Below are 15,637 nucleotides of genomic sequence, written 5' to 3'. Positions count from 1 at the left end.
ATGCCTAGCTGCTCCTCAGCCAGACGGATCCCCTGCTCCGATGTGGGGCATCTGGATCACCCGGCGACGGACCGCCAGGACCCACGCAACGTGGCCGCCCCAACCTAGGCTGGGGCGGCCACCTTAGGCACACGGAACCGACGGGGTTAGTCGACAGAGAACGTGTGGGTGTTGGACTGTCCGTACTGGACCGTCTCTTCCCAGACTTCGACCACGTTCCCGCCCCGACGGAGCGTCGCCGTGTATTCCACCGGCCCCTCGTCGCACGCAGTGTAGTAGTTGACCTTTACGCCGAACTCGCCAGAGGGCGGTGTGCCAGACCAGAGGATGTTCTCGACGGTCTCGGGCGTTTCGGCGCAGGACCGCCTCGCGTCGACGTCGAGTTCGCCCCCGGAGGCGACGCTGGTGTTCCGGAACGAGACCTCATCGCCGGCCGGATCCGTCACGTGCAGGTCGAGGTCGACGGGCTTGTTCCACTGGAGCGTGACCTGGACGTTGCCGGTCCGGATCTCCGTGCCGTCGACGGTGATGGTCCCGTCGTCGCCGGTCTCGATGACCTGGCCGTCAAGGACCACGCGGGCCACGTCGAGCTTATTGCCGTTGCGGCAGTTGTCGACCTGGGTCACGACGATCCGGTTGCGCTCCCCGGCCCGGACGACATCGGCGAGGTTCGAGGTGCCGCTCCCATTCAGCCGGACGTAGCTCCCGTCGACGAGGTGCCCGTCGGGGTACTCCGAGTTGAAGACGGTCACGCGGGACGCGTCGTCCATGCCCTCGAACTGGATCTCGAACGTGGCCATCCGCATGTTCGAGGGGATGTCGACATGGGTCTGGAAGTAGGTGTAGTCGACCTCGTTGTTGCAGCCCGAGAGCTCCGAGGCGTTGTCGCTGCCGAAGCCGATGACCTCGGGGTTGGGGGCCGAGCCCCAGCCCGCGTCCCCGTCGGCCGGGATCGAGGCGAGCTCGAACAGCCCAGCGATGGGAGTGGAGGCGCTGGTGCGGAGCGCAAGCGCGCCCTGGCCGCGGTGCATCTCCCAGGGGGTCCGGGCGAGGGTGGCGGGGCCGGGGTCGGTTGCGACGGCCTCGACGGCGGGCTCGTCGATCTCGACGGCCTCCGAGGTCGGGTCCGCGGGTTCGGTGCACGCGGAGAGCGAAAAGAGAGCGCCCAGGAACAGGGCGGTGTGGAGTGAGCGCATGGGTTAGGTGCGGTGAGGGTGAGAGAGCGTCGAGGCGACGGGGCGGCTCGACAGGAGGTGGCCGGGGTGGCCCGGCACGGGACGCGACCACGAGAGGCGCGGGGCGCTGGACGGGGCCGTGTCTGACCCGTAAGCGTGACGCGACCCGGCCAGATGCCACGCGCCGCAATTTTTTGGCGGACGGCGTAGGAGCCATGCCCGCATGTGTCAGACAGAGACAATCCGGCGCCGTCCGCGTCTGGAGTCTGGTCTGCGGACGTAGCCCCGGGCGTCTCGGACAATCGAAGCGGCGCGCACGGTAGCCCTCGAGGACGTAGCGGGTGTCGAAGGGGGCTAGCGATGCAGGTGCCTGAGGCCGCGCGAACGTTAGGGCGACGAGAACCTGGCGCTGTTATCCTCCGGGCCGGGTGTCCCACCACTGCACCGCATTGCCCTCCGCCAAGACCACCATTCTGCTCCGCGCCTCGCGCGACGGCGACGCCCGCGCCAGCGACGCCCTGTTCGAGCGGGTCTACGGCGAGCTCCGGCGCCTGGCGCAGTCCCGGATCGACGCCGAGCCCGGCGTGGTCACGATCTCGGCGACCGGGCTTGTCCACGACGCGTACCTCAAGCTGGTCGACGGGGGAGACTGGGCCGACCGGTCGCACTTCACGGCCGTCGCTGCCCGGGCTATGCGACAAATTCTGACCGACCGGGCGCGGGCACGGAACGCCGCCAAGCGCGGCGGATCGGCGCGGCCGGTCACCCTCGAGGTCGATCTCGTCGTACTCCCCGTATCGCCGGCCGACCAGGTCCTCGCCATCGACGCCGCGCTCGGCACGCTCGCTCGCCGCGACGCCCGGCTTGCCCAACTCGTCGAGCTCCGCTTTTTCGGGGGGCTCGACGCCGCCGAGGCGGCCCGGACGCTAGGGGTCTCGGTGCGAACGGCCGCCCGAGACTGGGGCCGGGCCAAGGCCCACCTCCACACCCTCCTCAACGAATGACTCCAACCGACTGGACCGCCGTCGACGCCGAACTCGGCCGTCTCCTCGACCTCGGGCCCGACGCCCGTGCGGCCCGCCTCGCGTCGCTGAGTGAGGCCGACCGCGCCGCGGTGGAGCCGCTCCTCGCCGTGGCCCTTGCCGACGATCCCCTCCTGGACCGGACCGGCGGGGCCGCCGAGGCCGTCGGCACCGGAGACCTCCCGGGCATCGAGCCCGGCCAGCGCCTCGGGCCGTACCGGCTCGGCGCACTCATCGGCGAGGGGGGGATGGGCCGCGTCTACCAGGCCCGGCGGGCCGACGGGGCGTTCGACAAGACCGTCGCCGTCAAGGTGGTTCGCCGGTCGCTCACCCTCGCTGGCGGCGACGTGCTCGCGCGGCTCCGCCGCGAGCGGGCGCTCCTCGCCACGCTCGACCACCCCGGCATCGCCCGGCTCGTCGACGGGGGCGAGACCGACGATGGCGTGCCGTATCTGGTGACGGATTTCGTCGATGGCGAGCCGATCACGACGTGGGCCGCCGCCCGCGAGCTCGGCCTTCACGGGCGTATTCGCCTGCTCATCGAGGTGGCGAGAGCCGTCGACCACGCCCACCGGCGGTTCGTGGTCCACCGCGACCTCAAGCCCTCGAACGTCCTGGTGACCGACGCTGACGGGCCACCGCGGCCGGTCGTCCTCGACTTTGGGATCGCCAAGCTCGTTGAGGGGGCCGAGAGCGAGGCCACCGAGGCGTTCCCCCTGACGCAGACGGGGATGCGCTTGCTCACGCCGGCCTATGCCGCCCCCGAGCTCTATGACCCGACCGCAACCGTGACGACGGCCGTCGACGTATACGGCTTGGGCGCGTTGCTCTACGAACTCCTCACCGGTCGCCGGCCGCATGACGACGCCCCGACGGCCGGCCCCCCGACGGTCGAGCCGACGCGGCCCTCGCGCGTGGCGGCGACGGCGAACGACGGCGCCGTGGCCCCGACGCGCGCCCAGGCGCTCCGCGGCGACCTCGACGTGATTTGCCTCAAGGCGCTCCACCCCGACCCGGCGCGGCGCTACGCGACCGCAGCGGACCTAGCGGACGACCTGGAGCGGCACCTCGCCGGCCTGCCGGTCGAGGCGCGTCCGGACTCTCGCGCGTACGTGGTCGGCCGGTTCGTCCGCCGGAATCGCGGGGTCGTGGCTGCGGCCGCCGTCGCGGTTTTCGCGCTCGTCGGTGGGCTGAGCGCCACCCTGGTGTCCCTGAGCAACGAGCGGGCCGCGCTCGCCGAAGCGACCGCGTCGGGCGACCGCGCGGGCGAGGCGGCACGGCTCCTCGGCGACCTCTTCAAGAGCGCCGAGCCTGGAGCCTCCGGCGACGGTGACATGACGGTTCGCGAGGCGCTCGATCGCGGGCTGACCCGCATCTCAACTGTCGAGCCGGCCTCGCTCCGCGGCTATCTCTACACGGTTCTCGGGGCGTCCTACCTCGAGATCGGCGACTTTGAGCGGAGCGACTCGCTGCTCACCGCCTCGGTCGCATTGCTCGACGGCTCGGACGCGTCCCCCGCCGTCCGGGCCCTCAGCCTCAAAAACCTGGCGCAGAACTACACGATGCGAGGGGACGCTCGGCGCGGGTTGCCCCTCCTCCTCCAGGCGGACTCCCTCGCGCGGCAGGGCGCGCGGCCCGACTCGGCCCTGTTGCTCGACATCGCGACGAGCGTCTCGTGGACGTACCGGGACATGGGCCAGCTTCAGGACGCCATTGAGTGGGCCGAGCGGAGCGTCGAGCTGTCGCAGTCGTCCTCGCGGCCGGCGGAGCGCGCAGCGGCTCTGAGCTCGCTGAGCCGGACGTATTTCTACGAGGGCCGCCTGGACGAGGCCATCGAGACCACGCGTGAGGCGATCCGGCTGTACGAGACAGAGGAGGGCCCGGACGGAGCTTCCGTGGGCGTCCTCTCGTCGCAAATGGCCCACAACCTGATGGCGTCCGGCCGGCTCGACGACGCCATGCCCTATGCCCGCCGGGCCGTCCGCATCGCGCGGCTCGTCTACGACGCCGACCACGTGCGCCGCTTCGAGTCGATGGGGCTTCTGGGCCAACTTCTGGAAGTCGCTGGCGAGCTGCGCGAGGCGGAGGCGTACTACGACTCGACCGTGACCATCGGCCGGGGCCTCCCTGCAGCCCGGACGGCCACCGGGATGTCGATGGCCACGTCCCTGGCCCAGGTGCGTGTGGACCTGGGCCGCTACCGCGCCGCAGAGCGCGCGGGCCTGGAGGCGATCCAGATCGGCGAGTCCCTGCCGCCGGACGCGACGCGCCTCGACGAGCTCGTGGCGATGGCCCGGCTCCAAACCGGATTGGCGATGCACCACCAAGGCAAGCGGGCCTCTCGCGCCATGCTGGCCGGTGCGTTGGACCGGATCGAGGCGTTCCCCCCTCAGGTACGGAGCGCATGGGCGGAGGACTCGGACGTGCGGGAGGCGGAGCAGGTCGTCGGTCGGCTGCGCCGAGGCGGCTGACGCGCAGTCGAGGGGGGGCGCCGGTCTTCGGCGGAGCCCCGACTCCGCCCCCGTCGTCGTGCACCGGTTGGCGTCGCGGACTGCGCTCTCACCCGTCGCCGGAGGTTCCTCCCTCGCTGTGCTGGGCGGGGCCGGCCGTCGCGCCGACAACCTTGTCATACTAAACGGACACGCAGGATCTCGCCGCCAGCCTTGCATGGCTTAGGTGTCGGTTTAGGGCTCGGCATTGAGATTCTTCGCAAGCTCAGGTCGACGGTCTCGGGGAGCTGGCAGCTAGCATCTTGCTGCCTTGCAGCTAGGGAAGGGCTGTCGGGGGAGGCATCCCACTCGGGGTCTGGCTCCCGGCCTGTTCCTCCAGGACACGGCCCGTCCGTGGGGACGGAGGACGTGCGAAATGAGGGCGAACCCACAGGGCGAACCTCGTCGGGCGCGAGACGGGTAAGGTCAGCTCAAGGCCGTCGGGCCCCGTGCGGGGAGGTCGCCGACGGCGGCGCGGAGCGTGACCAAGGTCAGCTCCGGCCGGCAACGGATCCGGACCGGGACCGTGGAGAAGCCGATGCCTCGGTTGACATAGAGCCGGTTGCCGGCCGCGCCGATCGAGTCGGCCGCCCAGCCGTCGGCGACCACCTCGCCCGGGCGGACGACGTCGAGCCAACTCCACGTCCCGGTCCCGGGCAGGCGGATCTGGCCGCCGTGCGAGTGGGCCGCCAGCGCCAGCGGCGCCTCGTCCGCCGCGACCTCGCGGAACGCCTCGGCGTTGTGCATCAGCCACACGCGCGGGGCGCCGTCGGGGACCGCCGCGAGGGCGGCCGCCGGCTCGGCATTCTCGGCCCAGACCGATCCGACCCCGGCCACCCACAGCGTATCGCCGCTCGCAGACGCGACGGCGACGGCGTCGTTTTCCAGCACCGTCACGCCGGCCTCCCGGAGCTGAGCCGCGAGGTACTCGGCCATCGGCGGGCGCTCGGCACTGTCCTTTTTCATCAGCGAGTAGTCGTGGTTGCCAAGCACGGCGACCGTCGGGATGCCGGCGGCGATGAGGGGGCGGACGTACGAGACGGCCTCGCGGACGGTCGCCGAGTCGGGCTGGTACACGAAGTCGCCGCCGATCAACGCCAGCGCGGGGCCTTCCTCGATCGCCCGGCCGACGGCGTCCTCTACCATTCCGCTGTTGTCGAGCCACATCCCGGTCTGGAAGTCGGCGACGAGCGCGATGGTCTGGCCGTCCCACCCCGCGGGCAGGCCGGGAATCTCGGCCTCAATGGCCTGCTCGTCGAGCATCAACCGTGGCTCGATGGCCACGCCGTAGACGACGAGGAAGAGTAAGAAGAGGGCGACGACGCTAAGAGTGCGGGCCATGGACGAGTGGGGAGGGGGGCTCAGCAACGGTGGGGAGGGCACTGCGGGATCCCCTGAGTCTGGATTGGGGCAGGGCCTCCAACGCAACATGTCCGGACCCTCCCGGCCTCCAATCCATTCAATCCTCGCCCATCCCTTGGGCCCTCTCTCATCCACCCACTCCGTCTCATGGCCAATATTCCTGTCGAACGCTCCGCCGGTACGCCCTGGTGGCTCTGGCTCCTCGGCGCCCTCCTCCTCGGCGCCCTCCTCTGGTTTCTCATCGGCGCCTTCGGTGACGACGACGTCGACGACGCCTACGTCGACGACGCCGAAATGGTCGAAGACGTGGACCCCGTCGTCGTCGCTGGCGACATGGACGCCGACGTCGACATGGCCCTCGACATGAGCAACCTCTACGTCACCCGGGTCACCGGCGACCGGACGTTCTTCGTCGCCGCGAGCGACGATCCGAATGCGGCGGAGACGCTCGTCATCCTCGACCAGGAGGCCTCGGCCGCGCCCGGCATCGAAGGGCAGGTCGACATCAACCCCGGCCAGCGCGTGTCGCTCACCGGCGCCGACTACGGCCCGCTCGGCGACATGGACCTCCTGAACATGGGCATCCCGGACGCCGACCTCAACGCCATGACGGCTGACACGGACGTGATCCGCGCCGACGGCGATGAGGTCGAGATCCTGGAGGCCGACATGGAGAACGTGGAGGTCGGCGAGTAATCCGACCGCCCCGCTCGGCCCGGCGCCCGCCGGACGAGTGGGGACTCTGATCTCTTTCCCTTCGCCTCACCCCTGATATTCATGGCCAACATTCCTGTAGAAAAGACGTCCGGCTCGCCCTGGTGGCTCTGGCTCCTCGGCCTCCTCCTGCTCGGCGGCCTCATCTGGTTTATCGCTGAGGCCTTCGACAACGAGCCCGACGCCGACGAGATCGCCGGCACCGACGACAACGTCGGCGTGCTCGACGACTTCGAGATCGAGCCCGGCGCGGACGAGGTCGACGGCGACGTCGTCACCTCCGCCGAGCAGCTCTACGCCGACGACGACGGCCTGTTCGAGACCGACGCTGAAATGGCGGACGGCCCCGGTGGCCGCGACGACGCCAGCGACCCGCTCCCCGACGCCGGCACTCTCGAAGGCGTCACTGTGACGCGCTTCCAGCCCGGCACGCGTGTCGACGTCGACGACGCCCGCGTCCTCCGCGTGGTCGGCGACTCGACGTTCTGGATCGGCACCGACGAGCTCCGCAAGACGCTCGTCGTGCTGGTCGGCCTCGGCGAGTCCGAGACCGGCGCTGGCGGCACCGACGGTGTGTTCGACGTCGACGAGGGCGACACCGTCTCCATCGACGGTGCCTTTGCCCGATACGCCGACGGCGAGCGCGGCCTGTCCGAGCTCACCGACGATGACACGGCGGCGCTCCGCAGCCGCAGCGTCTTTATCCGCGTCAACTCGCGCGACGACATCACCGTCGTCGAGTAGCGCCCCGCTCGCGGCGACGCCGCGGCACCCCCCTTTCTCCACTCAGACCCCTCTTTTCATGGACCGCATCAAACTCTCCGAGACCTCCGACTGGGACCTCGAATTCCCCGACGACCAGGACGTGCGCGGCTACCGCGTGCTCGACAAGGACGGTGGCGACACCGGCTTGACCGTCGTCGACATGATCGTCAACACCGACCAGAAGATGGTCGACGCCGTGACGCTGTCGGACGGCACCGAGTACCCCGCTCGCGACCTCTCGATCGGCGACGGCGTGATCTACGCGACCGACGGCACGTACGACGGCACCCGTCGTGCGGCCGACATCGAGCGCTACGGCGCCGTCGTCCCGCGCTCGCGCGTCTAGCGCGTCGGCGCGGACCTCGACCCGGCGTGGGGGCTTCGGCCTCCACGCCTTTTTTCTGCCCACGCCATGGACTTCGACCACGTCTTTCTCGCGCCCGTCCTCCTCACGAAGGGCGGGATGACGCCCCACAAGCTGCCGCTCCCCGACTCGGTCGCCGAGCCGCTCCGGGCCGCCAAGGTGCGCCGCTTGGTCGGGACGATCGCCGACGCGCCGTTCCGGCTGGCGCTCCACCGCCACGGCGACCTGTCGTTTATCGCTCTCAGCCGCGACCGGATGAAGACGCTGGGGCTGGCGGCGGGCGATCTGGTGGGTGTCGAGCTGAGCGCCGACCCGGACCCGGATCACGTCGAGCCGGGCGCGGAGCTGGCGGCGGCGCTGGCGGACGACGCGCAGGCGCGCGCGACGTGGGACGACATCTCGCCGGGGATGCGCCGCGCGCTCGCCCACCGCGTGACGAGCGCCAAACGCGAGGCCACCCGAACGAGCCGCGCCGCCGAGGTGGCCGCGCGCCTGCGCGACGGGACGCACGAGACGCTCAAGCGCCGGTGGTGAGGCCGGTCAGTCCTTGCCGTTGGCGCCCAGCACCGACCCGATGATCCCCGCCAGCAGGCCGTAGCCGAGCGCGCCGATGATCGCCGCGAACGCGCCGTCGACGGTGAACCCGTCGAGGAACGAGGCCGCGAGCCAGAACATGACGGCGTTGATGAGCACCGTCAGCAGGCCGAGCGTCAGCCAGCGGAGCGGCGTCGTGATCAGCTTGACGACCGCACCGATGGTGGCGTTGACGAGGCCGACGACGAGCGCGGCGAGAAAGGCCGTGCCGATGCTGGCGATGCCGACGCCGGGCACGAGGTAGGCGACGATCAGGAGGGCGGCGGCGCTGGCGGCCCAGCGGAGGAGGAGCTTCATCGGAGTCGGGGGGACGGGCGCCCACCTACGGGCAGGCGGGCGGTCGGGTTCAGGCGCGGACGAGGCGGCCGCCGGGCTCGCGTCGGTAGGGCACCCACGCCAGCGCCAACTCCGTGACGTGCATGTCGGTCTGCCGAGCCTTGATCTCGACGGTCTCCAGCGCCGCCGCGTCAGGGGCGGCCCGGAGGTCGATGTCGTCCATCTCGCGTTGGAGGTCGGCCTCGAGCTCCGCGTAGTCGTCGCGGTAGCCGTCGAGCTTTTGCTGAGCCCGCCGCACGTCAGCCGACTCCTTCGACGCCCGGCTGGCGGACCGCGCGGTCACGCCGATGCTGCTCATCGACGTGCGGCCCCGGCCGAGGAAGGCGCCGAGGAGGGTGGTCCCGACGCGGACGACGGTGTCCATCTTGCGCTGGCTGGCCTGCGCCGCCTCGCGGTCGACGGCGGCCTCGGCGCTGTCCATCCGCTTTTCGAGCGCGTCCAGCTTTTTCTGGTACCGCTCGCGCAGGTCGTCCTTCTGCGCGTCGCGGGCTTCGCGGGCAACTTGGGCCAACCGGATCCGGAACGCGCGCTCGTCCTCGCCGGGCGCGCTCGTCAGCTTGGTCTCGGGGGAGCGGAAGAGGCGGAGCGGGCGCTCGGTCTGGAGCCACTTTTTGAGGGCCGACTCCCAGCGCGGATAGCTGGCGGGGTCCGCGAGCGCGGCGGGCACGTCGGCGAACGTCGCGCCGTCGACGGGTTGGCCGGTCTCAGGGCGCGCGTCGAGCGCGTCGGCGGTGTGCCAGTCCGGCGCGTCGGCCACCTCGGCGAGCAGCGTGATGTGCTGCGTGTGCTCGACCGGCGGGCGCGAGCGCGAAACCGGGACTTCGGCGCGCGCCAGCAGCATCGGGTGGTACACGTCGGCCGCGCCCGCGAGCACCACCTGGGGCACGTCGAGCGCCGGGCGCTCGCCGCTGGCGGCTGCCGGATCGAGTGCCGCGGCGGGCGGGGTGGCGGATGAGCCGATGGTCTTCTCCGGCGGAAGGGTGTCCTTGTGCTCCGCCATCAGCGTCCCGATCTGCCGACGGGTGAGGGGCCCGGCGAGGTAGCTCATGGCCCACCGCGTCGCGAGCACGCGCGGCTCCGACTCGTGGACGTTGTGGAGCAAAAACCGCCGCTTGCCGATGCTCGACAGCAACCGGTCCATGTCGGCGCGGTCGATGCCGCCCGCCGCGCCTTCCAATCCGTCGAGGAGGCGCGCCTTGTCGCGCTCGGTCTGGAGCCGCCCGACGAGCCACGTCCCGCAGTTCGCGAGCGCCTTGTAGTCGAGGTCGACGGGGTTCTGCGTCGCGAGCACGACGCCGAGCCCGAAGGCGCGGGCCTGCTTCATGAGCGTCAGCAGGAGCGTCTTCGTGGGCGGGTTCGCGCTCGGCGGGAGGTAGCCGTAGATCTCGTCCATGTACAGGATCGCGCGGAGCGAGCCCGTGCCCGGCTGGCGGCGCATCCACGCGAGCACCTCGGAGAGCAGCTTGGTGACGAAGAACAGCCGCTCGGCGTCGTCGAGGTGGGCGATCGACATCACCGACACCTGCGGCTTGCCCGATGCGCCATAGAACAGCTTGCCCGCGTCGAGGGGCGCGCCCTTCGTCCACGCGGCGAAGGCGGGGCTGGCGACGAGCCCGTTGAGCGTCATCGCGAGCGCCTTGCGCTGGCGCTCGGGGAAAAAGTCGTCGACCGACATCACGCCGAGGGTCTCGAACGGCGGGTCGAGCAAGGCGTGGATAAGGTCCTCGACGACGAGCGTCCGGCCGGCCGCCCAGGCGTCCGTCACCACTTTGGAGAGGAACACGTTCTCGCCGCTGGCGGCGTCGGCGTCGACCTGCATCAGCGTCAGCAGTCCGCCGACCGTGCCCTCGACGCGGTCGCGGAAGGCCTCGGAGCCGGGGGCGTCGGGCGGCGGCGCGAGCGAGCCGAGCACGGAGACGGGCAGGCCGGCGTCGGAGCCGGGCGTGTAGATCCGGACGTCGGCGGCGTCGCGCAAGCGGGCGATCCGCTCCGGGCCCTGGCCCGACTTGGCGAGACCCTTTTTCCACAGTTCGGCTTTCTGGTCGGCGAGCGCATCGGGCGTCGTCCCGTCACGCGTGGCCTCGGCGGGGTCGATCCACGGGCGGAAGTCGGCGGGCGCGAGGTCGGGGAACTGGAGCGCGAGGTTGCCGAGGTCGCCCTTGGGGTCGATGGCGATCACCGGGATCCCGTCGAGCGCGGCCTCTTCGATCAGCCCGACGCCGAGCCCGGTCTTGCCGGAGCCGGTCATGCCCACGATGAAGGCGTGCGTGGTGAGGTCAGCGGCGTCGTACAAGACGGGCGCTTCGGACACGTCGCCGGTCGCGGGGTCCGCGTCGCGGCCGAGGTAGAACACGCCGAGGCCTTCGAAGGGTGCGGACATCCGGGCAGGGGAGGGGAACCGGAGTCTAGCGCCGCGCCCCGGCGGTGCGGAGATTGACCCCTGCGCCCCTCCCCGCCCACCCTCTCCTCCATGCGGACCGCCCTCGTCCTCCTCGCCCTCGCCCTCGCCTCCTGCGCCGGCTCCGCGCCCACGTCCGTCAACCGCGTCGGGCTCCCGGCCGACCTCGCTTACGTCCCCCGTGCCGAGTGGGGCGCTCTCGCCCCGACGGGCCCGATGCGGCCCCACGCGCCGGCCACCATCACCGTCCACCACACGGGCACGCCCGCCCAGCCGGACCGCCCGAACGCCGAGAAGCTCCGGGCGCTCCAGGCGTTCTCCCAGAGCGACGCCCCGCTCGGCGACGGCAGCCCGAAGGTCGCGTGGCCGGACGTCCCCTACCACTACTACATCGCGACCGACGGCGTGGTGCTGGAGGGGCGCGATGTGCGGTACGAGGGCGAGACCAACACCGACTACCCGCTGGCGGGCCACGTCCAGGTCGTGGTCGAGGGCAACTTCGAGGAGACCGAGCCGACCCCGCAGCAGCTCGCGTCGCTGACGCAACTGGTCGTGGCGATCGCCCGGCAGTGGGACGTGCCGGCCGAGGCCGTCGCCGGCCACGGCGACCGGGCGCCGGGGCAGACCGTCTGCCCCGGCGAGGCGCTCCTCCCGTTCCTCCCGACGCTCCGCCAGGCGGTCGCCGCAGGCGGCTGAGCGGGCGCGGCGCCTCAGCGCCCAAGCGCTAGGCGGCGAGGGCGAGCGGCATCGTCTCGCTGGCGAGCCGCTCGCAGGCCTCGAAGAGCGCCGCCGCCGTGGCGCGGTCGGTCGCTTGCGAGGCCACGTCGGCCGGGCCCGGGTCGCCGCGCATGTCGCGGAAGCCCTGGGGCCCGACGTAGGCGCTGCCCGCCACGTCGGGCGAGGCGGCCGCCACGAGCGACGGCAGCGCGCCGCGCCACGCGGGCATCGCGATCAGCGGCATCACGGCGTTTGCCGCGAACGCCATCAGCCGTGAGCCGCCGACCATGTCGTCCATCAGCTCGGTCGACGACACGCCCGGGTGCGCCGCGAGTGAGATCGCCGACGTCCCGTCGAGCCGGCGGTCGAACTCGAACGCCAGCATGAGGTCGGCCAGCTTGCTCTGCTGGTAGGCCCGCCACGGGTCGTAGCGCCGCTCGCTGTTGAGGTCGTCGAGCCGGATCTTGCCGTCCTTGTGGGCGATGCTCGACAGCCACACCACGCGCCCGGCGTCCGCCGCCAGCACCTGGGGAAGGAGCCGGACGGTGAGCGCGAAGTGGCCGAGCACGTTGACGCCGAACTGGGTCTCGAAGCCGTCCTGCGTCTCGGTCCGCTGCGGGACGGCCATCACGCCGGCGTTGTTGACGAGCACGTCGACCGGCCCGTCGATCCCGTCTGCGAAGGCGCGGACGGAGCGCAAGTCCGCGAGGTCGAGCGCGCGGACGTCGAGGTCGGCGCCGGGGACGCTCGTGCGGATGTCGGCTGCGGCGGCGGCCCCACGGCCCGTGTCGCGGCAGGCCATCACCACGCGCGCGCCCAGGACGGCGAGCCCCCGGGTCGTTTCGAGGCCGATCCCCGAGTTGGCGCCGGTCACCACGGCGGTGCGGCCGTGCTGGCGGGGGAGGTGTTGGAGGGCCCAGGAGGCGGCGTCGGACATCGGATTGGAATCGTGAGAGGTAGAGAGACCCCTACAGGGCAGGTGGGGTTCTCCGGACTTGCCGCACCGCGTCGAAAGGTTTACACTGTTAACCACCCCTTCCCGCCACGGTCATGGACCTTCTCGACTCTCTTCACGGCGCGCTCGCCGCCGTCACGCCCGGCTGGGCCGCCGTGGTCGGCGTGCTGCTGGTGCTGTTCGCGCTCGGCTTCACGGGTGCCCCGCTCGCGGTCTGGGCGATCGCCGGCTTGGTCGCGCTCATCGGGTTCGGCGCCCCGTGGGCGCTGACGGCCGTTTTCGTGGTGCTCGCGGCCATCTTCCTGATCACGCCCATCCGCCGGCTGCTGTCGGCGGGCGTGATGAAGGCGATGGAGGCGATGCAGTTCCTGCCCGTCATCTCGTCGACCGAGCAGGAGGCCATCGACGCCGGGACGGTCTGGGTCGAGGGCGAGCTGTTCTCGGGCAAGCCCGACCGCGCGCGCCTGCTGGCGCAGGGCTACCCCGGCCTGAGCGAGGCCGAGCAGGCGTTCATGGACGGCCCCGTCGAGGAGCTGTGCAAGATGGTGGACGACTGGGAGGTGTGGCAGCGCCGCGACCTCCCTGAGGCCGTGTGGCAGAAGCTCAAGGACGACCGCTTTTTCGGCCTCATCGTGCCCGAGGCGTACGGAGGCCACGGCTTCAGCCCAAGCGCGAATAGCGCGATCGTCGCCAAGGCGTCGTCGGTCTCGTCGACGCTTGGGATCACCGTCATGGTGCCGAACTCGCTCGGCCCGGCCGAGCTGCTGGCGCACTTCGGGACCGACGCGCAGAAGGACCACTGGCTGCCCCGGCTGGCGTCCGGCGAGGTCATCCCGTCGTTCGCGCTGACGGAGCCCGGCGCGGGCTCCGACGCCGGCGCCATCTCGTCGAAGGGCGTCGTCTTCCGCGGCGACGACGGCGAGCTCTACGTCCGCCTCGACTGGCGCAAGCGCTACATCACGCTCGCCGCCATCTCCGACGTGCTCGGGCTGGCGTTCAAGCTGGAGGACCCCGAGGAGCTGCTCGGGAAGGGGACGGACTTGGGCATCACGTGCGCGCTCGTCCCGGCCGACACCGAGGGCGTCGTCCTCGGGCAGCGCCACGACCCGCTCGGCGTCCCGTTCTGGAACTGCCCGACCGAGGGCCACGGCGTCGTCGTCAAGCTGGAGGACGCCATCATCGGCGGCGCGGCCGGTGCCGGTCGTGGCTGGCGGATGCTGATGCAGTCGCTGGCGGCGGGCCGTGGGATCTCGCTGCCCGCGAGCGCCACGGCGGGCGTGCTGCAGTCGGCGCGGATCGCCGGCGCGCACGCGCTCATCCGCAAGCAGTTCGGGCTGTCGATCGGCAAGTTCGAGGGCATCGAGGAGCCGCTCGCGCGGATCGGCGGCTGGGCGTACACGCTCGACGCCGCGCGCCGCTACACGAACGGCGCGCTCGACCAGGGCGCCGCCCCGGCCGTCGTGACGGCCATGATGAAGTACAACGCGACCGAGCTCTTCCGGAAGGCGGTCAACGACGCGATGGACATCCTGGGCGGGAATGCGATCTCGCGCGGCCCGCGCAACCCGATCGCCCACGCCTACATCGGCCTGCCCGTCTCGATCACCGTCGAGGGAGCCAACATCCTGACGCGGACGCTGATGATCTTCGGGCAGGGCGCGATCCGTTGCCACCCGTACGCGTTGCGCGAGATGCAGGCGCTGATGGCCGGCGACGCCAAGGCGTTCGACGCGGCGTTCTGGCCCCACATCGGCCACGTCGTCCGCAACGCCTTCCGCGGGATCGGCCTCTCGCTGAGCCGCGGCTGGCTGGCGGGCTCGCCGGTGAGCGGCCCGGCCGCGACCTACTGGCGCAAGATGTCGTGGGCGTCCGCGACGTTCGCCTTCCTGGCCGACCTCGCGATGGGCACCCTCGGTGGCGACCTCAAGCGCAAGGAGAAGCTGACGGGCCGGTTCGCCGACATCTTCTCGTGGATGTACCTCGGCACCGCCACGCTCCGCCGCTTCGAGGCCGAGGGCCAGCGCCCCGAAGACCGCCCGTTCCTCGACTACTCGATGCAGTACGCGTTCGCCCAGATGCAGGACGCGTTCGACGGCCTGTTCGCCAACCTCCAGCTGCCCGGCGCGACGTGGCTCTTCCGCGGCCCGCTCGCGGCGTGGTCCCGCTTTAACCGCCTCTCGTCGCTGCCCTCCGACGCCGTCGGCGGCCGGGTGGCCGCGGCGCTCCAGGTGCCCGGCGCCCAGCGCGACCGCCTCACGGGCCTGGTCTTCGAGTCGGACGACCCGACGCACGCGCTCGGCCGGTTCGAGACCACGATGAAGCTGTGTTACGAAGCGGAGGGCGTCGTCAAAAAGGTCAAGGACGCCATCAAGCGCCGCGAGCTGCCCCGCCGGCACCCGGCCACGCTGATCCCGCAAGCCGTCGAAGCGGGCATCCTGACGGCCGTGGAGGCAGACCTGCTCCGCCGCGCCGAGGAGGCCCGCAACGACGCCATCCAGGTCGACAGCTTCGACAACGAGGACTACTTCGCCAGCGCTATCGAGCCCGCGTCCGTGACGTCGGAGACCGGCGGCGACGGCGTCGCGCTCGGCACGGTCGGCTTCGGCGGCCCGGCCGAGACCGACGCGGGCGCCACAACCTGGACGGGGGCGACCGTGTCCGAGGACCCGGCCGCAGAGGAGACGAGGTAGCCCGCCGACCGGTCGGTCCAATCCCTTGGGGCGGCTCCGCGTGTCGGAGGCGCCCC

At 71.6% G+C, this 15,637-nt stretch carries 13 protein-coding genes; 8 read left to right on the top strand and 5 right to left on the bottom strand.

The window, feature by feature from the left end:
* Positions 1–146: 146 nt before the first annotated feature.
* Positions 147–1,196 (bottom strand): YfaP family protein, encoded by a 1,050-nt coding sequence (locus ACLII4_RS14510; protein ID WP_412068115.1) that lies wholly within the window; start codon positions 1,194–1,196, stop codon positions 147–149.
* A gap of 428 nt (positions 1,197–1,624) precedes the next feature.
* Between ACLII4_RS14510 and ACLII4_RS14505 the strand changes: the two genes are divergently transcribed.
* The gene (locus ACLII4_RS14505) at positions 1,625–2,179 is read left to right on the top strand and encodes an ECF-type sigma factor (protein WP_412068114.1); all 555 of its coding nucleotides are present in this window, start codon (positions 1,625–1,627) and stop codon (positions 2,177–2,179) included.
* Positions 2,176–4,668 carry a protein kinase domain-containing protein gene (locus ACLII4_RS14500; RefSeq protein WP_412068113.1) on the top strand — a complete coding sequence of 831 codons (2,493 nt, stop codon included), beginning with the start codon at positions 2,176–2,178 and terminating at the stop codon, positions 4,666–4,668. Before ACLII4_RS14505 ends, ACLII4_RS14500 begins: the two co-directional genes overlap by 4 nt.
* A gap of 444 nt (positions 4,669–5,112) precedes the next feature.
* Here the strand turns inward: ACLII4_RS14500 and ACLII4_RS14495 are convergent, their stop codons facing one another.
* A complete protein-coding gene (locus ACLII4_RS14495; protein WP_412068112.1) occupies positions 5,113–6,027 on the bottom strand; it encodes a metallophosphoesterase in 915 nt (304 codons plus the stop codon).
* A 168-nt stretch (positions 6,028–6,195) separates the two neighbouring features.
* Here ACLII4_RS14495 and ACLII4_RS14490 point away from each other — a divergent pair, with 168 nt between their 5' ends.
* The 4 genes from ACLII4_RS14490 to ACLII4_RS14475 all read left to right on the top strand — a co-directional run bounded on the left by ACLII4_RS14490 (position 6,196) and on the right by ACLII4_RS14475 (position 8,425).
* On the top strand, positions 6,196–6,744 hold the full coding sequence (locus tag ACLII4_RS14490) for a hypothetical protein (RefSeq protein ID WP_412068111.1): 549 nt from the start codon (positions 6,196–6,198) through the stop codon (positions 6,742–6,744).
* 81 nt (positions 6,745–6,825) lie between these two features.
* On the top strand, positions 6,826–7,506 hold the full coding sequence (locus ACLII4_RS14485; protein ID WP_412068110.1) for a hypothetical protein: 681 nt from the start codon (positions 6,826–6,828) through the stop codon (positions 7,504–7,506).
* Between the two features lie 58 nt (positions 7,507–7,564).
* Complete coding sequence (locus tag ACLII4_RS14480; protein WP_412068109.1) at positions 7,565–7,873, top strand: hypothetical protein; 309 nt, start codon at positions 7,565–7,567, stop codon at positions 7,871–7,873.
* A 66-nt stretch (positions 7,874–7,939) separates the two neighbouring features.
* Entirely contained in the window at positions 7,940–8,425 is a 486-nt protein-coding gene (locus tag ACLII4_RS14475; protein WP_412068108.1) for a YdeI/OmpD-associated family protein, read from the top strand.
* Between the two features lie 6 nt (positions 8,426–8,431).
* On the opposite strand, the gene ACLII4_RS14470 is transcribed toward ACLII4_RS14475, so the two are convergent.
* Positions 8,432–8,782 carry a phage holin family protein gene (locus ACLII4_RS14470; RefSeq protein ID WP_412068107.1) on the bottom strand — a complete coding sequence of 117 codons (351 nt, stop codon included), beginning with the start codon at positions 8,780–8,782 and terminating at the stop codon, positions 8,432–8,434.
* A gap of 49 nt (positions 8,783–8,831) precedes the next feature.
* Positions 8,832–11,201: a helicase HerA domain-containing protein gene (locus tag ACLII4_RS14465; protein ID WP_412068106.1), complete on the bottom strand. Its 2,370-nt coding sequence runs from the start codon at positions 11,199–11,201 to the stop codon at positions 8,832–8,834.
* 90 nt (positions 11,202–11,291) lie between these two features.
* Between ACLII4_RS14465 and ACLII4_RS14460 the strand changes: the two genes are divergently transcribed.
* Entirely contained in the window at positions 11,292–11,915 is a 624-nt protein-coding gene (locus ACLII4_RS14460) for a peptidoglycan recognition family protein (protein WP_412068105.1), read from the top strand.
* Positions 11,916–11,943: 28 nt separating this feature from the next.
* On the opposite strand, the gene ACLII4_RS14455 is transcribed toward ACLII4_RS14460, so the two are convergent.
* Positions 11,944–12,873, bottom strand: coding sequence for an oxidoreductase (locus tag ACLII4_RS14455; protein ID WP_412068104.1), 930 nt, complete (start codon positions 12,871–12,873; stop codon positions 11,944–11,946).
* Positions 12,874–12,986: 113 nt separating this feature from the next.
* On the opposite strand from ACLII4_RS14455, the gene ACLII4_RS14450 reads away from it, so the two are divergent.
* A complete protein-coding gene (locus ACLII4_RS14450) occupies positions 12,987–15,581 on the top strand; it encodes an acyl-CoA dehydrogenase (RefSeq protein WP_412068103.1) in 2,595 nt (864 codons plus the stop codon).
* Positions 15,582–15,637 lie beyond the last annotated feature (56 nt).

This window comes from Rubrivirga aquatilis, from assembly GCF_046845665.1.
In the GTDB taxonomy this organism is placed as follows: domain Bacteria; phylum Bacteroidota; class Rhodothermia; order Rhodothermales; family Rubricoccaceae; genus Rubrivirga.
This window is presented reverse-complemented; position numbering and strand designations above follow the sequence as displayed.